General features: G+C 71.6%; 21 protein-coding genes. 15 read left to right on the forward strand and 6 right to left on the reverse strand.

What is annotated here, in order from left to right:
• Positions 1–70: 70 nt before the first annotated feature.
• Positions 71–1,243, reverse strand: coding sequence for a winged helix DNA-binding domain-containing protein (locus IU476_RS22485; RefSeq protein WP_195103130.1), 1,173 nt, complete (start codon positions 1,241–1,243; stop codon positions 71–73).
• A gap of 80 nt (positions 1,244–1,323) precedes the next feature.
• On the opposite strand from IU476_RS22485, the gene IU476_RS22490 reads away from it, so the two are divergent.
• From IU476_RS22490 to hisH, 9 genes are all read left to right on the forward strand, one after another.
• On the forward strand, positions 1,324–2,325 hold the full coding sequence (locus IU476_RS22490; protein WP_195103132.1) for an alpha/beta hydrolase family protein: 1,002 nt from the start codon (positions 1,324–1,326) through the stop codon (positions 2,323–2,325).
• 72 nt (positions 2,326–2,397) lie between these two features.
• Complete coding sequence (locus IU476_RS22495) at positions 2,398–3,264, forward strand: arylamine N-acetyltransferase family protein (RefSeq protein WP_195103134.1); 867 nt, start codon at positions 2,398–2,400, stop codon at positions 3,262–3,264.
• A gap of 77 nt (positions 3,265–3,341) precedes the next feature.
• A complete protein-coding gene (locus IU476_RS22500; RefSeq protein ID WP_195103136.1) occupies positions 3,342–5,102 on the forward strand; it encodes a penicillin-binding transpeptidase domain-containing protein in 1,761 nt (586 codons plus the stop codon).
• A 241-nt stretch (positions 5,103–5,343) separates the two neighbouring features.
• Positions 5,344–6,909 carry a serine/threonine-protein kinase gene (locus tag IU476_RS22505; RefSeq protein WP_195103137.1) on the forward strand — a complete coding sequence of 522 codons (1,566 nt, stop codon included), beginning with the start codon at positions 5,344–5,346 and terminating at the stop codon, positions 6,907–6,909.
• Between the two features lie 47 nt (positions 6,910–6,956).
• On the forward strand, positions 6,957–7,559 hold the full coding sequence (locus tag IU476_RS22510; protein WP_438944052.1) for a maleylpyruvate isomerase family mycothiol-dependent enzyme: 603 nt from the start codon (positions 6,957–6,959) through the stop codon (positions 7,557–7,559).
• Between the two features lie 138 nt (positions 7,560–7,697).
• A complete protein-coding gene (gene hisD / locus IU476_RS22515) occupies positions 7,698–9,035 on the forward strand; it encodes a histidinol dehydrogenase (protein ID WP_195103138.1) in 1,338 nt (445 codons plus the stop codon).
• A 38-nt stretch (positions 9,036–9,073) separates the two neighbouring features.
• Positions 9,074–10,213 carry a histidinol-phosphate transaminase gene (locus IU476_RS22520; RefSeq protein WP_195103139.1) on the forward strand — a complete coding sequence of 380 codons (1,140 nt, stop codon included), beginning with the start codon at positions 9,074–9,076 and terminating at the stop codon, positions 10,211–10,213.
• A gap of 11 nt (positions 10,214–10,224) precedes the next feature.
• Positions 10,225–10,839: an imidazoleglycerol-phosphate dehydratase HisB gene (hisB, locus tag IU476_RS22525; RefSeq protein ID WP_438944053.1), complete on the forward strand. Its 615-nt coding sequence runs from the start codon at positions 10,225–10,227 to the stop codon at positions 10,837–10,839.
• On the forward strand, positions 10,836–11,468 hold the full coding sequence (gene hisH, locus IU476_RS22530; RefSeq protein ID WP_195103141.1) for an imidazole glycerol phosphate synthase subunit HisH: 633 nt from the start codon (positions 10,836–10,838) through the stop codon (positions 11,466–11,468). The genes hisB and hisH overlap by 4 nt, the downstream gene beginning before the upstream one ends.
• A 206-nt stretch (positions 11,469–11,674) precedes the next feature.
• Here the strand turns inward: hisH and IU476_RS22535 are convergent, their stop codons facing one another.
• A complete protein-coding gene (locus tag IU476_RS22535; RefSeq protein WP_195103142.1) occupies positions 11,675–12,151 on the reverse strand; it encodes an Rv1363c family protein in 477 nt (158 codons plus the stop codon).
• Positions 12,152–12,379: 228 nt separating this feature from the next.
• On the opposite strand from IU476_RS22535, the gene priA reads away from it, so the two are divergent.
• Genes priA through hisI form a run of 4 tightly spaced genes read left to right on the forward strand, consistent with a single transcriptional unit; the run spans position 12,380 to position 15,150 of the window.
• Complete coding sequence (priA, locus tag IU476_RS22540) at positions 12,380–13,111, forward strand: bifunctional 1-(5-phosphoribosyl)-5-((5-phosphoribosylamino)methylideneamino)imidazole-4-carboxamide isomerase/phosphoribosylanthranilate isomerase PriA (RefSeq protein ID WP_195103143.1); 732 nt, start codon at positions 12,380–12,382, stop codon at positions 13,109–13,111.
• A gap of 4 nt (positions 13,112–13,115) precedes the next feature.
• Positions 13,116–13,997 carry an inositol monophosphatase family protein gene (locus tag IU476_RS22545; RefSeq protein WP_195103145.1) on the forward strand — a complete coding sequence of 294 codons (882 nt, stop codon included), beginning with the start codon at positions 13,116–13,118 and terminating at the stop codon, positions 13,995–13,997.
• Entirely contained in the window at positions 13,994–14,767 is a 774-nt protein-coding gene (gene hisF, locus IU476_RS22550; protein WP_195103146.1) for an imidazole glycerol phosphate synthase subunit HisF, read from the forward strand. Before IU476_RS22545 ends, hisF begins: the two co-directional genes overlap by 4 nt.
• Positions 14,768–14,802: 35 nt before the next feature.
• Positions 14,803–15,150, forward strand: a complete 348-nt coding sequence (gene hisI, locus IU476_RS22555) for a phosphoribosyl-AMP cyclohydrolase (RefSeq protein WP_195103148.1) — start codon at positions 14,803–14,805, stop codon at positions 15,148–15,150.
• 15 nt (positions 15,151–15,165) lie between these two features.
• Here the strand turns inward: hisI and IU476_RS22560 are convergent, their stop codons facing one another.
• The 4 genes from IU476_RS22560 to IU476_RS22575 form a co-directional block, all read right to left on the reverse strand.
• A complete protein-coding gene (locus tag IU476_RS22560) occupies positions 15,166–15,675 on the reverse strand; it encodes a MarR family winged helix-turn-helix transcriptional regulator (RefSeq protein WP_195103151.1) in 510 nt (169 codons plus the stop codon).
• A 157-nt stretch (positions 15,676–15,832) separates the two neighbouring features.
• On the reverse strand, positions 15,833–16,447 hold the full coding sequence (locus tag IU476_RS22565) for a permease (RefSeq protein ID WP_228824103.1): 615 nt from the start codon (positions 16,445–16,447) through the stop codon (positions 15,833–15,835).
• Between the two features lie 58 nt (positions 16,448–16,505).
• Positions 16,506–16,967: a peroxiredoxin gene (locus IU476_RS22570; RefSeq protein WP_195103153.1), complete on the reverse strand. Its 462-nt coding sequence runs from the start codon at positions 16,965–16,967 to the stop codon at positions 16,506–16,508.
• Positions 16,968–17,021: 54 nt separating this feature from the next.
• Positions 17,022–17,345: a hypothetical protein gene (locus IU476_RS22575; RefSeq protein WP_195103154.1), complete on the reverse strand. Its 324-nt coding sequence runs from the start codon at positions 17,343–17,345 to the stop codon at positions 17,022–17,024.
• A gap of 141 nt (positions 17,346–17,486) precedes the next feature.
• On the opposite strand from IU476_RS22575, the gene IU476_RS22580 reads away from it, so the two are divergent.
• Both IU476_RS22580 and IU476_RS37380 read left to right on the forward strand, forming a co-directional pair.
• The gene (locus IU476_RS22580; RefSeq protein ID WP_195103155.1) at positions 17,487–19,049 is read left to right on the forward strand and encodes an anthranilate synthase component I; all 1,563 of its coding nucleotides are present in this window, start codon (positions 17,487–17,489) and stop codon (positions 19,047–19,049) included.
• Positions 19,046–20,086, forward strand: a complete 1,041-nt coding sequence (locus IU476_RS37380; protein ID WP_195103156.1) for a TIGR02234 family membrane protein — start codon at positions 19,046–19,048, stop codon at positions 20,084–20,086. The genes IU476_RS22580 and IU476_RS37380 overlap by 4 nt, the downstream gene beginning before the upstream one ends.
• The last annotated feature ends 139 nt before the right edge of the window (positions 20,087–20,225 follow it).

The following is a 20,225-nucleotide window of genomic DNA, read 5'->3' on the forward strand; positions in this document are numbered from 1 at the left end:
AAGCCCCCTAATCCGTGGGGGCGGCGATTCCCCTACTGCGCGTGGTGATTTCGGACACACGCGGGTGGAGTCAGGCCGTCAGCTCGCGTTCCAGCGGCGTGCGGAACCGGGGTATCGCGCGCACGCCGCCGAACCAGGCGCGGACCCGCTCGGCCTCCGCCGCGATCGCGGCGCGCGCCTCCGAACCCACGTCTTCCAGTAGGCGCCAGACGATTTCGCCGTCCTTGCGTTGCGCCCAGCCGCCGACGATGCGGCCGTCCCACCAGACCGTGGGGCCGACATTGCCGTTGGTGTCGAACAGCGCGGGACGGTGCGGCCCGAGGAACCAGTCCCGGGACTGCCAGCCCATCGGGGTGGGATCCAGCGCCGGGAGCAGCGCCGCCCACGGCTCCGGCGCGGGCACCGGCTCCACGTCGTCGGCCAGCACGAGGCCCGTTTCGCCGCCGAGGTCGACCTCGACGGTGTCGATCCCCGCGACGGTCTTCCGCACCTCCGCGAGCGTCCATCCGGTCCACCATTTCAGGTCGGTGAGCGGGGCCGGGCCGAAGGCGCGCAGCCAGCGGCGGACGATCTCGGCGCGGGCTTCGTCGATCGGCAGGTCGGGAACCCCTGCGGGCAGCCAGGATTCGATCGGCGCCCAGCTGTACTGACTGCTGGCCCAGCTGCCGTTGGGGCGGCCGCGCACGATGTGCCCGGCGCAGCCCAGCGTGACCAGCACCCACGTGGTGATGTTGGTCGGCTTCGAGTACGCCTTGCCCGGGGCCGTGTCGACCTGCGTGCGCAGGCGCGGCACCGCGGCGCTGAGCTGCGCGCCGGTCGCGCTGCCGCGATCCAGCAGCGCGCGGTGCGTCTCCTGTTCGACCTCCGCCAGCCAGCTCGCGACGTCGCCGTCGACGACCTCCTGCAGATACCGGCCGTAGGTCCGCCGCTGCTTGTCGGCCAGCGCGTTTCCGACCGCGGACTGCAGGGCGGGCAACAGGTCGACCGGCGCGACGAACATGGTGCGGCGCATGGCCAGCAGCCGCAGCAGCGTCCGGTCCTCGTAGAGCGCCTTCTCCACGTGTGCGGGCTCGAGCCCGCGGCTGCGGGCGGCGACGGACAGGAAGACCGTCGCCGGGTCGGTGGCGTGCAGGGCGACCATCGCCGTCGCGATCGCGGTCACGTCGTCGGTGCGGACCGCGGGGGCCAGGCGGTGCCGGACGGCCAGCCGAGCGCGGCGCTGAGCGGTATCCATCGAACGCATGAACGAATCCTAGCCGCAGGCGCGGCGGCGACCTCGCCAACAGTCGCCGCAGGTCGCCTCCGGCGTGCGATGATTCGGTGATGAGGCGTCGATACCGCTGGCGGGTGCTCGGTCTCGTACTACTCGGTCTCACCGCGACGACAGCCGTTGCCGCGCAGCAGGCTTCGGCCCAGCCGGAGTGCGGCGTGCGGGTGGCGGTGCGGACGGTGACGCTGACGGTCGACGGCGAGCCCGCCACGGGGCGCGTCTACGAGCCGTATCGGTGCGCGCCGGGGGATCTGGCGCCGCGGGATCTGATCGTCGGGGTGCACGGCCACAACAGCAGTTCGGCCACGCTCGGGGACTACCTGCTCTCGGTGGCGCGCCGCACCACGACGCCGCTGCTGGTCATGGACATGCGCGGACCCGACAGTGCCTGGCCCGTCGGGGCGTGGAATCTGCGGGCGGGCCGCGACGACGTGCTGGCGGCCACCCGCTGGTATCGCGACGAGCATCCCGCGATCGAGCGCACCGTGCTGTGGGGCTGGAGTCAGGGCGGCATCACCAGCGGCCTGGTCGCCGCGGCCGCGCCGCCGGGTCTCTACGACTACTGGGTCGACAACTTCGGTCCCGCAGACGATTTCACCGCGTGGCTGGGCGCCGACCTGGCCGGGCCGGAGCTGCGCGGGCAGATCGAACGCGACGCGGGCGGTTGCACGCCGCTGGCCTGCCCCGGGTCCTACGCCGAACTCTCGCCCGCCTTGCGGGCCGCGGGGATCGGGGTGCGCCGCAGCTTCCTGGTGCACGGCCTCGCCGACCGCGTCGTGCCCTACCCCACCAGCCTGGAGATGCGCGCCGCCCTGGCCGCCGCGGGCAAGCCCTTCTCGATGTACACCATCGCCACGGGCCGCGACCTGGACGGCGCGGTGGTTCCCGGCGACCACTCTCTCGGCCCGGCCTATTTCGAGGGCGGCTGCGTCGTCGAACGACTCCTCACCGACACCGAACCGGTCGACGGCCCCGACCGCGACTACCTGGTCGACGTGGCGAGAGGCGTCGTCACCGCGCCCCCGGCCCCGCCCGGCGCGAAGTGCGCGGCCTGATATCGGAACAGGTACGGCCCCGGCGTGGTTGACGGTGGCGGAAGATCGGGACGTACTCGGCGAGGAGGCGTGATGGACAAGCCCGCGGACGCGGCATATCACTGGGAGGGCGACGCCCTGGACCTGGACGCGTACCTCGCGCGGATCGGGTTCACCGGTGACCGGGCCCCGACGGTCGACACGCTGCGGCGGCTGCAGTTCGCGCACACCACGTCGATCCCGTTCGAGAATCTGGAGATCATCCTCGGGCGTTCGATCCCGCTGGATCTGGAGACGTTGCAGGACAAGATGGTCCGGCGCCCGCGCGGCGGCTACTGCTACGAGAACGTGGGGCTGTTCGCCGCCGCGCTGGAACGGCTCGGGTTCGGTGTGACCGGGTTGCAGGGTCGGGTCGTGATGGGCGCGCCCGACGGTCTCCGCCCGGCCACGCACGCCATGCTCCGCGTCACCACCGCCGACGACGAGCGAGTGTGGTTGTGCGACGTGGGTTTCGGCGGCGGGCCGTCCGCCCCGCTGGAGCTGAACCCCGAGGCCGGCGAGGTGCGGGCGGGGGAGTGGCGGTTCCGGCTGGAACGCGGCCGCGCCGAACTCGGCGGCGAACTGTGGACGCTGCACCACTTCGCCCGCGACGGCTGGATCGTCCGGCACACCGTGACCATGCACCCCCAATACCGCATCGATTACGCGATCGGGAATCACTTCGTCTCCACCTCGCCCCGCTCGCCGTTCGTGACCCGCCCGTACGTCCAGCGCTTCCGCCCCGATGTCCACCACGTGCTCGACGGCACCACCTGGCTGACCGAATACCCCGACGGCAGCGCCGAATCCCGCGAACTGGCACCGGCCGATCTGCCGAAGACCTTGTCCGAGGTCTTCGACATCGACCTAGACGACGCCGACGCGGCCGCCCTCGCCACGACACCGTGGCTGTACCACTGAATCTCGCGGATCCGCACGGCGCGCGGTCCCGCGCCGGGCCGCGCGCAGCCGGTAGGGTCGGCCGGGTGCGTACCGGTATGAGACTGTTCGCCCTGTTCGCCGCTCCCGTCCTGGCCTCGGCCGCCTGCTCGGGCAACGAGTCCACCGACCGGTTGCACAGCACCGTGCACACCTTCGCCGACGCGCTGGGCCGCGACGACATTCCCGCCGCGGCCGCCGTCACCAGCGACCCGGCGCAGGCCTCCGGCGTCCTCGCCCCGCTGTTCGACAGTCTCGGCAAGAACGTGCACTACGAGGTCGAGATGATCGACAAGACCGACGACAAGGCCACCTTCGGCCTGTCCGCCACCTGGAAACTCGGCCCGGGCGGCAAGAACGAGTGGAGCTACCACACCACCGGCGACGCCACGGAATCCGGCGACACGTGGAAGATTCGCTGGAATCCCGCGACGGTCGCCCCCGGACTGGACGCCGGCCCGCTCGGCTACGGCACCCTCGCCCCGGAACCGGCCGCGCGCGTACTCGACCGTACCGGCGCCGAACTGCTCACCCAGCAGATCGTCACCCTCGTGAACGTGGCCCCGGGCGCCGACACCGAAGCCGTTGCGGCACTGCTGAACCCGATCGAGCCCAGCATCACGGCCGCGTCCCTGCAAACGGAACTGGCGGGCTCCCAAGGCAAACCGGTCACCGCGATCGCGCTGCGCGAGGACGATCTGGGCCCGATCCGGGACCGGCTCGCCGCCGTCCCGAATGTCACGCTGGCACCGCAGACCAGGCTGCTGACCACCGACAAGGCACTCGCCTCGCCGACCCTGTCCGGCCTGTCGGAGCTGTGGCAGACCGGCACCGACGCCGCCTCGGGATGGGTGGTGCGCGCCGAGACCCCCGGCGGCGGCCAGCGGGTCGGCGGCCGGGACGCGACACCGGTCGCCGACATCGCCGGCACCCTCGACATCGGCATGCTCCGCGACGCCGACGCCGCGCTGGCGCCGATCCCGACGCCCGCGGCCATGGTCGTGCTGCAACCGTCGACCGGGAATGTGCTCGCGGCCGCGCAGAATCCGGCCGCCGACGCGCAGGGCCCGATCGCGCTGACCGGCCTTTACCCGCCGGGTTCGACGTTCAAGACGGTGACCGTCTCGGCGGCGCTGCAGGCCGGCCAGGTGACGCCCGACAGCACGGTGCGCTGCCCGGGCACGGAGAACATCGAGGGCCGGCAGATCCCCAACGACAACAACTTCGACCTCGGCTCGGTGCCGCTGCACACGGCGTTCGCGCGCTCCTGCAACACCACGATGGGCCGGCTCGCGGCGGGCCTGCCGCCGGACGGGCTCACCAAGGCCGCGGCGCAGCTGGGTCTCGGCGTCGACTACACCGCGCCCGGCATGACCACCGTCACCGGCAAGGTGCCGACCGCCGACACACCCGCGCTGCGCGTGGAGGAGGGCATCGGCCAGGGCAAGGTCACCGCCACGCCGTTCGGGATGGCGCTGGTGGCCGCGGCGCTCGCGCGCGGCTCGGTGCCGAACCCGGCCATCGTCGCCGGGAAGCCGGGCACGCCGGACCATACGCCCGAGCCGCTCCCGGCCGCGGTCGCCGATCAGGTGAAGGCGATGATGCGGGAGACCGTCACCGACGGCACCGCCACGCAACTGCGCGACATCCCCGACATGCTCGGCAAGACGGGGACCGCCGAGTACATCGATGACAAGCACGCGCACGGGTGGTTCGTCGGCATCCGCGGCGATCTGGCACTCGCGGTCTTCGTCAGCGACGCAGGCAGTTCCGCGCCCGCGGTCGAGGCCGCCGGACGCTTCCTGCGCGCCCGTCCGTGAGCGCGTGACGCGAGAGCGACGGTGACCGGAAAGTGATCTCGGACACACCATGTCTCAGGCGGATCGCGCCGTGATCTCACCCGCATCTCAGGCCATTCGTACATATTTCACACGTATCTCGCTCCGGCGACAGACCCGCCCGTCCGGCCCGCTACACTTGCCCGAGGAACGCGCGGGCAACCGCGCTCGGTAAGTCTCGGATCGCGCAGAAACTCGGAGTAGTGCCATCGAAACCGGCCAAGTGATCGCAGGGCATTACCGCCTGGTCGAGCGGATTGGTAGCGGCGGCACAGGCGTCGTCTGGCGTGCCGTCGACGAACGACTGGAACGCTCGGTCGCGATCAAGCAGATTCTCACCCAGCCCAGCCTGCCCCCGGGTGAGAAGGACATCGTGCGGCAGCGGGCCTCGCGCGAGGCGCGCAACGCCGCACGCTTCCAGCACCCGAACGCGATCGTCGTCTTCGACATCACCGACCATGCGGGCGACCCGTGCCTGATCATGGAATACCTACCGTCGCAAAGCCTCGCGGTGGTGCTGTCCGCGCAGGGCACCCTGCCGCTGCCGCAGGTGGCCCGCATCGGCGAGCAGGTGGCCTCGGCGCTGGTGGCCGCGCACCGGGCCGGGATCGTGCACCGCGACGTCAAGCCGGGCAATGTGCTGCTCGGCGAGAACGGCACGGTGAAGATCACCGACTTCGGCATCTCCAAGGCCAAGGGCGACGTGACGCTGACCGCGACCGGCCTGATCTCCGGCACCGCGGCCTATCTCGCGCCCGAGGTGGCCCGCGGCGCCGAGCCGACCCCGGCCGCCGACGTATTCGCCCTGGGCGCAACGCTTTTCCACGCGCTCGAGGGGGAGCCGCCGTACGGCTCCAACCCGAATCCGCTGGCGCTGCTGTACGCCGCGGCCAACGGGCAGCTCGGCGAGCCGCGCAACGCCGGACCGCTGACCGACCTGCTGCTGTCGCTGCTGAGCTTCGATCCCGAAGACCGGCCCAGCATGACCGACGTGCGCGATCAGCTGGCCGACTTCGCCGAGTTCGGCGACGGCGCCGAGTCCACCCGGATGCTCGCCACGCACCGGCCCGCCGCCCGCCGCGCCACCCGCACCCTGGACCGCCGCTCGGCCCAGGCCGACATCTCCACCGCGGAGATGATGGCCACGGCCGCAACGATTTCCGAGCCGGAGATGGCGCCGGTGCGCCCGGTCCCCAACGGTGCGCACCCGGCCACCCGCAACAACAATCCGGTGCGCGCCGCCGAACCGCCGCAACCGTCCGGCGGCGGCCGCAAGGCGCTGTTCGCGGGCGGCTTCGCCGTCGGCATCGCGATCGTCGTTGCCGCCCTGTACTTCCTGTTCTCCCCGACCGGCACGAATCCCCCGTCCTCCCAAGCGGGTTCGGCCTCCGCCAGCGCCCCCGCGCGCACCAGCGAGCCGAACGCCGGCGCCCTCGGCCAGACCAAGAGCACCGGCACCGTCGACACCGCCCAGGCGATCGACGCGACCCAGGACTTCTACAACATCCTGACCAAGTCGGACGCCGGCAGCGCGTGGAGCCGGCTGACCCCGGCCGCTCAGCAGGTGTACGGGAGCCAGGAGGATTTCCGGGCGTACTGGAAGCAGAACCAGGTGATCGGCTTCAACACCATCGACGTGCAGGGCGGCGGCAGCGGCAACTCCGACGGCTCGGTGGACATCGGGGTCGCCAGCGTCACCTACAAGAGCGGCCAGAGCAATTCGGTGACCCTCCGTTTCGTCAAGGGCAGCAACGGAAAACTGCTGATCGACAGCGATACTCGGGCCTGACCGACGCGGGGTGTCGCGGCAGCCGTTGTGCCGGTTAGGATTTCGGCGTGGATACCCGGCGGATGCTCAGGGCGGAGCGTGACGAGCTGGTCTCGCTGCTGCGCGACCTGTCCGAGGCGGAATGGGAGACGCCCTCGCTGTGCGCGGGGTGGCGGGTGCGAGATGTGGTGGCGCACTTGCAGACCGACGCCGTCTCCCTGGTGACCTACACGGGATTCCTGGTGCGCGGCCGATTCTCGGTGGACCGGGTCAACGACGTGCTGGTGCGCAAGTTCGCCGCGCTGCCGACCGAGGTGCTGACCGACCGGCTCGCGCATTCCGCGGGCTGGTTCACCCGCACGGCCCCGGGCCTCGCGCTGTCCGACACCTTCGTGCACCAGCAGGACATCCGCCGCCCGCTCGGCCGCGACCGCGAGGTCCCGGCCGAACGCCTCGCCGCGGTGCTCACCCACCCCGACCCCTTCGCCTTCCCACGCCGCTACACCCGCGGGCTGCGTTACGTCGCCACCGACCTGGACTGGTCGCGCGGCGACGGTCCCGAGGTCCGCGGTCCGGGCGAGGCGCTGGCCCTGGTCATGGTCGGCCGCGCGGCCGCCCTGGCGGACCTGGACGGCGAGGGCGTCGCGACCCTGCGCGAACGCCTCGGCTGACGCGCATCCGCGACGGGCACGTGCGAGGGCGTGCGGGCGGCGGGGAAAACCACTGGGCGCGACCCGATAGTCTGGTAGCGGCCGGGCACGTTCCGGCTTCGCAGTGATGACCAGCACAGACAAGGATTCCACGCCGCTATGACATCCCGCATCGAGCTCGCCCGCGTCGATCTGCGCGGTCGCACTCCCGCCGCCGCCGAGCTGCGCGCCGCGCTGCCGCGCGGGGGAGTCGACGTCGACTCGGTGCTGCATCAGGTGCGGCCGGTGGTGGAGGCCGTGCGCGACCGCGGCGCGGCGGCCGCGCTGGAGTTCAGCGGCAAGTTCGACGGCGTGACACCGGCCTCGGTCCGGGTCCCCGCCGCCGAACTGGACCGGGCGCTCGCGGAACTGGATCCGCCGGTGCGCGCAGCGCTGGAGGTCGCCATCGAGCGCACCCGGCTGGTGCACGCCGACCAGCGCCGCACCGACACGACCACCGAGGTGGTGCCCGGCGGCACCGTCACCGAGCGCTGGGTGCCGGTCGAACGGGTCGGCCTGTACGTGCCCGGCGGCAATGCCGTCTACCCGTCCAGCGTTGTGATGAACGTCGTGCCCGCCCAGGCCGCGGGGGTGACGTCGCTGGTGGTGGCCTCGCCGCCGCAGGCGCGGTTCGGCGGGCTCCCGCACCCGACCATCCTGGCCGCCGCCGCGCTGCTCGGCGTCGAGGAGGTCTGGGCGGTCGGCGGCGCGCAGGCGGTCGCGCTGCTGTCCTACGGCGGCACCGACACCGACGACGCCCCGCTCGAGCCGGTCGACATGATCACCGGGCCCGGCAACATCTACGTCACCGCCGCCAAGCGCCTGTGCCGCGGACTGGTCGGCATCGACGCCGAGGCCGGCCCCACCGAGATCGCCATCCTCGCCGACGCCACCGCCGATCCGGTGCACGTGGCCGCCGACCTGATCAGCCAGGCCGAGCACGACGTGCTCGCCGCCAGCGTGCTGGTCACCGACAGCGCCGAGCTGGCCGCCGCCGTCGACGCCGCGATCGACGCCCAGCTCGCGGTCGTCAAGCACCGCGAGCGCGTCGCGGAAGCCTTGTCCGGCAAGCAATCCGGCGTCGTGCTCGTCGACGACATCGAGCAAGGCCTGCGCGTGGTGAACGCCTACGCCGCCGAGCACCTGGAGATCCAGACCGCCGACGCCGCCGCGGTCGCCGCCCGGGTGCGCAGCGCCGGCGCGGTGTTCGTGGGCGCCTGGTCGCCGGTGAGCCTCGGCGACTACTGCGCGGGCTCCAACCACGTGCTGCCCACCGCGGGCTGCGCGCGGCACTCGTCGGGGCTGAGCGTGCAGACCTTCCTGCGCGGCATCCACGTCGTGGAGTACAGCGAGTCGGCGCTCAAGGATGTGGCGGGCCACGTCGTCGCCCTCGCGAACGCCGAGGACCTGCCCGCCCACGGCCAGGCCGTGCGGGCGCGGTTCGAAAAGCTGGACTGACCATCGATGCGGTCGACAACCGAAGGACTTCACACCCCATGACACGAATCGAGGCGCCCGGCGTGCCGGGGTCCCGGATCACCCTGGCCGACCTGCCGCTGCGCGAGAACCTGCGCGGCAAGTCGCCCTACGGCGCGCCGCAGCTGACGGTGCCGGTGCAGCTCAACACCAACGAGAACCCGCATCCGCCCAGCCGCGCGCTGGTCGACGACGTCGCCGAGGCCGTCCGCGCCGCGGCCGCCGACCTGCATCGCTACCCCGACCGCGACGCGATCGCCCTGCGCACCGACCTCGCCGCGTACCTGACCCGGCAGACCGGCGTCGCGCTGGACGTGTCGAACGTGTGGGCGGCCAACGGCTCCAACGAGATCCTGCAGCAGCTGCTCCAGGCGTTCGGCGGGCCCGGCCGCACCGCACTGGGTTTCGTGCCGTCGTACTCGATGCACCCGATCATCTCCGAGGGCATCGACACGCAGTGGGTCGAGGCGAAGCGCAACGCGGACTTCTCTCTCGACATCGACTACGCGCTCGCGGCCGTCGCCGAACGCCGCCCCGACGTGGTCTTCGTGACCAGCCCCAACAACCCGACCGGGCACAGCATCCCGCTGCCCGACCTGGTGCGAATCCTCGAGGCCGCGCCCGGTCTGGTGGTGGTCGACGAGGCCTACGCCGAGTTCTCCGCCGCGCCCAGCGCGCTCGAGCTGATCGACCGGTTCCCGACGAAACTCGTGGTCAGCCGGACGATGTCGAAGGCCTTCGCGTTCGCGGGCGGCCGCCTGGGTTATCTGGCCGCCGCGCCCGCCGTGATCGACGCGCTGCTGCTGGTGCGGCTGCCCTACCACCTGTCGGTGGTCACCCAGGCCGCGGCGCGGGCGGCGCTGCGGCACGCCGACGAAACTCTGGCCAGTGTCGCCGAGCTGGCCGCGCAACGCGACCGGGTCGCCCGGACCTTGGCCGAGCAGGGCTTCCGGGTCTCGCCCAGCGACGCGAACTTCCTGCTGTTCGGCCGCTTCGCCGACGCACCGGCGGCCTGGCGGCACTACCTCGACGAGGGCGTGCTGATCCGCGACGTCGGCATCCCCGGCCACCTGCGGGTCACCATCGGCCTGGCCGCCGAGAACGACGAATTCCTGCGGGTGAGTGCGAAATTGGCCGCCACGGAGCTGATCCCGGAATGACGGAAGCGAGTATGAACCGAACCGCGCGGGTGGAACGCACCACCAAGGAATCCAGCATCGTCGTCGAGCTGAACCTCGACGGCACCGGCGAGACCGACATCGCCACGGGCGTGCCGTTCTACGACCACATGCTGACCGCGCTCGGCGCCCACGGCGGCTTCGACCTGTCGGTGCGCGCCGAGGGCGACATCGAGATCGAGGCGCACCACACGGTCGAGGACACCGCGATCGTCTTCGGCCAGGCGCTCGGGCAGGCCCTGGGCGACAAGAAGGGCATCCGCCGCTTCGGCGACGCCTACATCCCCATGGACGAGACCCTCGCCCACGCCGCGGTCGACGTGTCCGGCCGCCCCTACTGCGTGCACACCGGCGAGCCGGATCACCTGCTGCACACCGTGATTCCGACCAACGGCCCCGGCGCGCCCTACTCCACGGTGCTGAACCGCCACGTGTTCGAGTCGATCGCGCTCAACGCCCGCATCGCGCTGCACGTGCGGGTGCTCTACGGCCGCGACCAGCACCACGTCACCGAGGCCGAGTTCAAGGCGGTCGCGCGGGCTCTGCGCGCCGCGGTGGAACTCGACCCGCGGGTGACCGGGGTGCCCTCGACGAAGGGAACGCTGTGACCGTCTCCGTGGCACTGCTGGACTACGGCTCCGGCAACCTGCACTCCGCCAACCGCGCGCTGATCCGCGCGGGCGCCGACGTCACGGTGACCGCCGACCCGGAGCTCGCGCTGGCCGCGGACGGCCTGGTGGTGCCGGGCGTCGGCGCCTACGCCGCGTGCATGGCCGGGCTGCGCTCGGTGCGCGGCGAACGCATCATCGGCAAGCGGCTGGCAGGCGGGCGGCCGGTGCTCGGCATCTGCGTCGGCATGCAGATCCTGTTCGAGCGCGGCGTCGAATTCGGCGTCGAGACCGAGGGCTGCGCGGAATGGCCCGGCACCGTCGACCGGTTGCAGGCCGAGGTGCTGCCGCACATGGGCTGGAACACCGTGCGCGCACCGGCCGACAGCGTGCTGTTCGCCGGCATGGACGCCGACACCCGCTTCTACTTCGTGCACTCCTACGCCGCGCGCAGCTGGGCACTGCCCGACAGCGGCACCCTCGCGCCCGCGAAGCTCACCTGGTCCGAACACGGCGGGCCGTTCCTGGCCGCGGTCGAGAACGGGACGCTCAGCGCCACCCAGTTCCACCCGGAGAAGTCCGGCGACGCGGGCGCGCAGCTACTTCGCAACTGGGTGAAATCGCTCTAGAACGGGACCGGCACGCCGAACCGGCCGCCTCGGCGACTATTCGGCAACCACCGCCTATGGTCGTAGCGACGCGCTATCGGACACGGTGGAAAGGACTGCCATGGGCGACATTCCGGCACTGCTGGGGACGGCGTTCGACCTGCCGAGCTGGTGGCGATACTGGTCGGCGGGCTGGGTCGACAGCGGCTCCGCCGGGTCCTGACCGCTCAGCTCGGCGGGATCGGGTCGACCCGGCCGGCCAGCCAGCGGCCGTCGACGTTGTCGAGGAAGACCCGCATGCTGCTGCGGGTCGGCTGGGGCAACCCGAGGGTGGCGTCGCTGCGGGTGGACTGGTCGACCGTCACCAGGATCTCCGCGTGCTCGGGATCGGCTGTCTCGGTGCGGCATTCGACGGTCTTGGCCTCGGCGACGGTGTGCGAACCGGCGGCCCGGGCGCGGCGCTCGCCGGCCGAACTCTCGAACTGCTCGCGGAACGCGCCGGTGGAGCGGTCCAGCACGCGGCGGTCGTACTCGTCATAGGTGTTGAAGTCGAAGGTGGTCAACTGCCGCCCGAAGTCGCAGGCGGCCAACTGCACCGGGTCCGTGGGCGCCGCGACCGCCTGTGGGCTCACCACCAGCGCGGACACCGCGACGGCCGCCGGCGGCAGCGTGATCGCGAAGTGGCGCAGCGTGATCCGGAACATGACGCAAATCCTTGCTCGTCGACGGTGATCGGAACTGACGGTGTCCGGCTCAGGGTACGTACGCCGGACGTGTGACCTGCCTCTCGTCGGCGGGCGGCACGGTCATCTTCGTATAGCCCGCCGTCGGGCCGGGCAAACCTCGCCACCGGGCGCACCCGGCCGGGAGCGGCGTCCTATTTGCGCCATCCCGGCGCTCGGACCTCGAACGCAGCCCAGTAGGCTGCGAGCGTGAGTCTTGTCTTGCTACCCGCCGTCGATGTCGCCAATGGTGAGGCCGTGCGCCTGGTCCAAGGGGAAGCCGGCAGCGAAACCAGCTACGGTTCGCCGCGCGAGGCCGCGCTCGCCTGGCAGCAGGCCGGCGCCGAATGGGTGCATCTGGTGGACCTGGACGCCGCCTTCGGGCGCGGCTCGAACCGGGAGCTGCTGGCCGAGGTCGTCGGCGAGCTGGACGTGCGAGTGGAGCTGTCCGGCGGCATCCGCGACGACGAGTCGCTGAAGGCGGCGCTGGCCACCGGCTGCGCGCGGGTGAACCTGGGCACCGCCGCGCTGGAGGACCCGCAGTGGTGCGCCCGCGCCATCGCCGAATACGGCGACCGCATCGCGGTCGGGCTGGACGTGCGGCTGATCGACGGCGAGTACCGGCTGCGCGGCCGCGGCTGGGTCAGCGACGGCGGCGACCTGTGGGAGGTCCTCGAACGCCTGGAACGCGACGGCTGCGCCCGCTACGTGGTCACCGACGTCACCAAGGACGGCACCCTCACCGGCCCGAACCTGGAACTGCTGGGCGAGGTCACCAACGCCACCGAGGCGCCCGTGGTGGCCTCCGGCGGCGTCTCCACCCTCGACGACCTGCGCGCCATCGCGGGCCTGGTGCCCGAGGGCGTGGAGGGCGCGATCGTCGGAAAAGCCTTGTACGCCGGGCGATTCACGCTGCCCGAGGCCCTGGCCGCGGTGCGCTGAGGCGATGGTCTCCGACGGTAGCGATCGGGCCGGGCTGCTTGCCGTCGCCGGCGACATCCTCGATTCCGTCACACCGCGTTTCGTCGAGGGCGTCGGGGCGCCCAGCGCGGTCTCCAAGGGGCGCGGCGACTTCGCCACCGCCCTGGACCTCGAGCTGGAACGCACGCTGTCGGCGCAGCTGCGCGAGCACACCGGAATCCCGGTGCACGGCGAGGAATTCGGCGGCCCCGAACTCACCTCGGGCACGGCGTGGGTGCTCGATCCGATCGACGGCACCTTCAACTACTCTGCGGGACACCCGCTCTCGGGGATGTTGCTGGCGCTGGTGGACGGCGGCGAGCCGGTGCTCGGCCTGACCTGGCTGCCGCTGCTCGGACGCCGCTACGCCGCCGCGGTCGGCGGTCCGGTGCTGCTGGACGGAAAACCGTTGCCGCCCTTGGAGTCCGGCCGGCTCTCGGAGTCGATGATCGGCTTCGGCGCGTTCAACATCGACAGCCACGGCCGCATCCCGGGCCGCTTCCGGTTCGACCTGCTCGGCGCGCTGAGCCGGTTGTCGGGGCGGCTGCGGATGCACGGGTCGACGGGAATCGACCTGGCGTTCACCGCCTCCGGCGTGCTCGGCGGGGCGGTCGTGTTCGGGCACCACCCGTGGGACAACGCGGCGGGCGTCGCGCTGGTGCGCGCCGCCGGCGGCGTGGTCACCGACCTGCGCGGCCGGCCCTGGACCATCACCTCGAAGTCGGTGCTGGCCGCCGCGCCCGGCGTACACGAGGAACTGCTGGAGCTGATCGACAGCGCGGTCGCCACCCGCCGCCCCGGAAGCGCCGCGCCGCAGCGGGATTCGGGCGGCGATCGCACGGACGAGGATTCGGAGCAGCCGCAATGACACTGGCCGTACGCGTGATTCCCTGCCTGGACGTCGACGCCGGGCGCGTGGTGAAGGGCGTGAACTTCGAGAACCTGCGCGACGCGGGCGATCCGGTGGAACTGGCCGCCGCCTACGACGCGCAGGGCGCCGACGAACTGACCTTCCTCGACGTCACCGCCTCCACCGGCGACCGCGGCACCATGATCGACGTGGTGACCCGCACCGCCGAGCAGATCTTCATCCCGCTCACCGTCGGCGGCGGCGTGCGCACGGTCGAGGACGTGGACCGGCTGCTGCGCGCCGGTGCGGACAAGGTGTCGGTGAACACCGCGGCCATCGCGAATCCCGAGATCCTGCGGGAGATGTCGCAGCGGTTCGGGTCGCAGTGCATCGTGCTGTCGGTCGACGCGCGGGTCGTCCCCGAGGGCAACCCGCCCACCCCGTCCGGCTGGGAGGTCACCACGCACGGCGGCAAGCGCAGCACCGGCATCGACGCGATCGAGTGGGCGGTGCGCGGGGCCGAACTCGGCGTCGGCGAGATCCTGCTGAACTCGATGGACGCCGACGGCACCAAGGCCGGCTTCGATCTGCCGATGCTGCAGGCGGTCCGCAAGGCGGTCTCGGTGCCGATCATCGCCAGCGGCGGCGCGGGCAGTGTCGAACACTTCGCCCCGGCCGTGCAGACCGGCGCCGACGCGGTGCTGGCGGCCAGCGTCTTCCACTTCGGCGACCTCACCATCGGGCAGGTCAAGGACGCGATGCGCGCCGAGGGCATCGTCGTCCGCTGACGAGCCGGCCGACCCGGATTGATATAAAGGTCCGCATGAGTCTGGATCCCGCGATCGCCGCCCGCCTCAAGCGCAACGAGGCCGGTCTGGTCGCCGCCATCGCGCAGGAGCGCGGCAGCGGCGACGTGCTGATGATGGCGTGGATGGACGACGAGGCGCTGGCCCGCACCCTCGCGACCCGCAAGGCCACCTACTTCTCCCGCTCGCGACAGCGGCTGTGGGTCAAGGGCGAGACCTCCGGCCACACCCAGTACGTGCACGAGGTGCGCCTGGACTGCGACGGCGACACCGTGCTGCTGGTCGTCGACCAGGAGGGCGCGGCCTGCCACACCGGGACGCACACGTGCTGGGACGGCGACGTGCTCCTGACGGACGACGCCTGAGTCTTCGAGGCCGCTTTACTTCGGTTCGTTCTCCGGGGGAGTGGGCAGTCCGTTGGACCGCCCGATGCCGCGCGCGAGACCCGCGTCCAGCTGGGCGACGAGCAGGGTGCCGAGCTCCAGCAGTTCCTCGGTGCGCGATTCGTCGAGCCCGTCGAAGACCAGTCCGCGCACTGCCTCGAGGTAGCCGGGCCGGGCCTCCTCGACCTTCCGATACCCGGCATCGGTGAGCACCGCGTAGGCCCCGCGCCGCCCGCGCACCGATTCGCGCTGCGCCCAGCCGAGCCGCTCCAGCTTCGTGATCACATGCGACAGCCGAGATAGCGATGCATTTGCCTTATAGGCAAGCTCGCTCAGCTGCAATCGATGGCCGGGTTCCTCGGTCAGCAGTGCCATGACGAAGTACTCGAAATGCGTCACGCCCGACTCGCGTTGCAGCTGGGTATCCATCGCCGCTGGTAACCGCGTCGTCAGCGCGACAAGTGTCCGCCAAGCTCGCTGTTCGGTGGGATTCAGCCACTTCGTCACATCGCGCCCTCTCACTGCAGCCTTGTGACGCCGCTTCGTTAGCTGAGCTATCGAAGATTGAACGTTCAAATCCGTCACCGGCAGACACCAAGTTTGCCACGATTTCGCTCTGCGGTCACGGCTGTCGTTGATGACGTGACACCTATCACGCGCTTGCTCAGTGCAGGGGTGGGTCCTCCCGCACCCCGGACGTGCCGCCGGTCGGCGGTGGCGGCGGCGTGTCCACCGGCCGCGCGCCGGCCGCGTGCTTGGCCGCTCGGCGTTTGCGGAACCGCTTGCGCACCACGGTGAAGACCAGCAGCAGGAACAGGGCCGCGGCGACGATCGCGGCGATCAGCGTGGCGCCGCGGAAGCCGGGCGCGTCGACGTCGAGGACTCGCTCACCGGCGTGCGCGGCGCTGCTGCCGCCCAGCACGATGGTGAGGGTCATGAGATTGGGCAGCGCCGCCGCGACGGCCAGCACCAGCGCCGCCCCCGCCAGGAACCGCCCGCCGCGCCGCCGCCACATCAGGGTGGCGAACAGCAGCAGGAGCAGCGGGATGAAGGTGCAGAGGAACCCCAGCGCCAGGCCGGACCAGATGCCCTGCGCGAAGCTGCCGTGCCCCGACATGCTCGCGATGCGCTGCGCCCACCAGCGCGGGATGAACGCGGCGAGGATGAAATAGGCGACGACGAGTACGACGGCGATGGCCAGCGCGGCGAAGATCCGATTGCGCCAGGTGGTCGCGTCGGGTTTGGTGCCGGCCGGTTGCTCCACGCTCCGCGAAGTCATAGCAACAGCGTATGTGCACCTGTCGGTGCGGGGGAATGTCTCGGCTCGGCGTTTCGGATCAGCTGTTTCGTGATCGCAGGAAGGATAGGGCGGTATCCGCGTGAACGTTCGCCCGTAGTTCGCCGGAGATCACCTTCAGGACGGTGCGGTCGGTGTCGATGACGAAGGTCTGTCGCTTGACCGGCATGAGCGCGCCGAGCAGCCCGCGCTTGACGCCGAACCGCTCGGCGACCGCGCCGTCGCTGTCGGACAGCAGGGGATAGCCCAGCCGCTGCTTGTCGTCGAAGCCGGCCTGGGTGTCGACCGAATCGGTGCTGATACCCGCGCAGGACGCGCCGACGGCGGCGAATTCGCCTGCCAGATCGCGGAAGTGGCACGCCTCGGCGGTGCAGACCGGAGTGTTGGCGGCGGGGAAGAAGAACAGCACCAGCGGGCCGTCGGCCAGCAGCTCGTCGAGGGATCGGGAGATGCCGGACTGGTCGGGGAGATCGAACTGGGGAGCGCGCTGGCCTGCCTTCATAGGATGCGACAGTACCGGGCACGATCGGCGCCCGGTACCGCGCGAAGCGTTCGCTCAGACGCCGAGGAGCGCGGCCACTTCCGGATTCTTGACCGCCATGACGTCGAGGATGCCGTGCGCCTTCAGGAACGGGCGCAGTTCCTTGATGCGGTCCGAATGCTCGGCGTACTCGTCGGGGAAACGGGTGCGGTCCAGGTTCTCGATCGCCTTCACGTAGGTGACGAAGGACGCCAGGGCGTTGTACTTGGTCGGATTCTGGCCGCTCGAGTGCGGGCCGAGATGCGCCATGCGCGGCGGCTGACCGGGCATCGGGCTCTGGAATGTCGGCGGCACCGCGTGCCGGGGGCCCTCCGGTGCGACCGGCTGCGAGGGGTACATCTGTGTTGAACTCCTCTCGGGGTTGGGATAGCGCGGGCGACATTCGCATGTCGCCGTTCGTCCCTGTTATTCGGGGCTGCCCCCGGCACGGCTGGCCGGGGTGTCCATATCGTGTCCGTTCCGGCCTGGAATGATGGACGGATGCACGGCGCAGCGACCGATGGCCCGGAAACCGCCACCCACACCACCACTCGCGAGCAGTTCCGCGCGCTCGCGGCCGAGCATCGGGTGGTGCCGGTGATACGAAAGGTATTGGCCGACTCGGAGACTCCGCTGTCGGCCTACCGTAAACTCGGTGCCGACCGCGCGGGCACCTTTTTGCTGGAGTCGGCGGAAAACGGAAGGTCGTGGTCGCGCTGGTCGTTCATCGGCGCGGGCAGTCCGACCGCGCTGACCGTCGTCGACGGCGAGGCCGCGTGGCTGGGCGCCACCCCGGCCGACGCGCCGTCCGGCGGGGACCCGCTGATCGCGCTGCGCGACACCCTGGAGCTGCTGCGCACCGAGCGGCTGCCGGGCCTGCCGCCGCTGACCGGCGGGCTGGTCGGCTATCTCGGCTACGACGCGGTGCGGCGGATGGAGCGGCTGCCGTCGCTGACCGTCGACGATCTGCGGCTGCCGGAGATGGTGCTGCTGCTGGCCACCGACCTGGCCGCGTTCGACCACCACGAGGGCGCGATCACGCTGATCGCCAACGCCGTCAACTGGAACGGCACCGACGAGCGCGTCGACGAGGCCTACGACGACGCGGTGGCGCGCCTGGACCGGATGACCGCCGCGCTGGCCGCACCCGCCGAGTCGACGGTGTCGGTGTTCGACCGGCCCGAGCCGGACTACCGCCGCCAGCGCACCGCCGCGGAGTTCGGCGCGGACGTGCGCCGCCTGGTCAAGGAGATCGAGGCCGGCGAGGCGTTCCAGGTGGTGCTGTCGCAGCGGTTCGAGATGGACTACGCCGGAAGCCCGTTGGACCTCTACCGGATGCTACGGGCGTCGAATCCGAGTCCGTACATGTATCTGATGCACATTCCCGACGGTTCGGGCGGCACCGCCTTCTCGATCGTCGGTTCCAGTCCGGAGTCGCTGGTGACGGTGAAGGACGGGGTCGCCACCACGCACCCGATCGCCGGCACCCGGGGGCGCGGCGTCTCGGAGGAGGACGACGTGCTGCTGGAGAAGGGGCTGCTGGCCGACGCGAAGGAGAACGCCGAGCATCTGATGCTCGTCGATCTGGGCCGCAACGACCTGGGCCGGGTGTGTGAACCGGGGTCGGTGCGGGTCACCGAGTACCGGCACGTGGAGCGCTACAGCCATGTGATGCACCTGGTTTCGACCGTGTCCGGGCGGCTGGCCGCGGGCAAGATCGCGCTCGACGCGGTGCGCGCGTGCTTCCCGGCGGGCACGCTGTCCGGCGCCCCCAAGGTGCGGGCGATGGAGTTGATCGAGGAGTTGGAGCGCACCCGCCGCGGCGTCTACGCCGGGGTGGTCGGTTACCTGGACTTCGCCGGCGACGCCGACACCGCGATCGCCATCCGCACCGCGCTGCTCAAGGACGGCATCGCCTACGTCCAGGCCGGCGCGGGCATCGTCGCCGACTCCGACGCCGACTACGAGGACACCGAGTCCCGCAACAAGGCCATGGCGGTCCTCAAGGCCGTCGCCGCCGCCCAGACCGTCCGCGCCTACACCCCCGACGGTGCACAGCGATGAGCACCTCCGAACCCGAACCCGCCCAACCACTTCCGCCCTCCTCCGACCCCGCCGCGACCGGGCCCGCTGATCCCGCCGCGACCGGGCCCGCGGAACCCGGAGACGGCGGCACGCCGCCGGACGCGGCACGTGCCGAGCGGGCGGGCCACCCTCCGGACGCTACGGGGGCTGATGACGGCGCCGCTGCGCACGCGGAAAGCGCGGGCGCTACCGGTGTGAGCGGCAGCCACGCCGACCGGGCGGTTGACTCGGGCGCTGCCGGTGTGGGTGGCGGCGACGCGGCCCGCACGAGTGGCGGGAGCACCGCCGGGGCGGAGACGAGCAGCGTCGGGGACGCCGCCGGTGCCGCGAGCCCGCGCAGGTATCCCGTCGGCCCGGCGGTGCTGCTGCTCGTGGGTGCGGCCGCGCTGTGGGGTGCTTCGCGGATGACGTGGGTGACGCTGGTGTCGTCCGACGGGCTCACCGAGGCCCGCACGCAGCGGCTGAACGGCGGGGTGTGGTTCGGCGCGCTGACGCCGCTGTCGCTGGTGCTGCTGGCGTCGATCGCCGCGATTCTGGCGACCCGGGGCTGGCTGCGCCGGACGCTCGGGGTGGTGGTGGCGGTGCTGGCGGCGGTGGCCGCCGTGCCCGGATTCGCTCTGCTGACCGGTCACACCGCGACGGCCGAGCGAGCCGCCCGGCTGGCCGAGCTCCCGGCGCGGGCGCACGTGGACCAGGTGACCACGGTGACGTTCCCGGCCGTGCTGACGTTGATCGGCGCGGTGGCCGCGTTCGCGGCGGGCGTGCTGCTGGCCCGGATGCCGGAGACCGCCGCGCGGCTGTCCGGCAAGTACGACAACCCGGTGTTCCGGCGGGCCGCGGCGGCCGATCAGGTCGCCGAGCGACAAGCCCGGGCGCACGCGCGCCCGGCGGCCGACGACCCCGCGAACCCGGCCGCGGGAACCGCCGGAACCGACCCGGATCAACTGTCCGAACGGGTGCTGTGGGACGCCCTCGACGCCGGCGCCGATCCCACCGACGACGAGCCGCGAAGGTGAGCATTATCCCCTTCCGGATGGATGCGACGCAGAACACCCCGGCGTCAGGACCTGGAGCACAGCCATTTACCCTTTATCAGCATCGGTGAGACAGCGCCTGGGGGGATTCTCAGGTAGCAAGTCCGTCTCCCCAGAAAGG

The sequence above is a fragment of the Nocardia blacklockiae genome, assembly GCF_015477355.1.
In the GTDB taxonomy this organism is placed as follows: Bacteria; Actinomycetota; Actinomycetes; order Mycobacteriales; family Mycobacteriaceae; genus Nocardia; species Nocardia blacklockiae.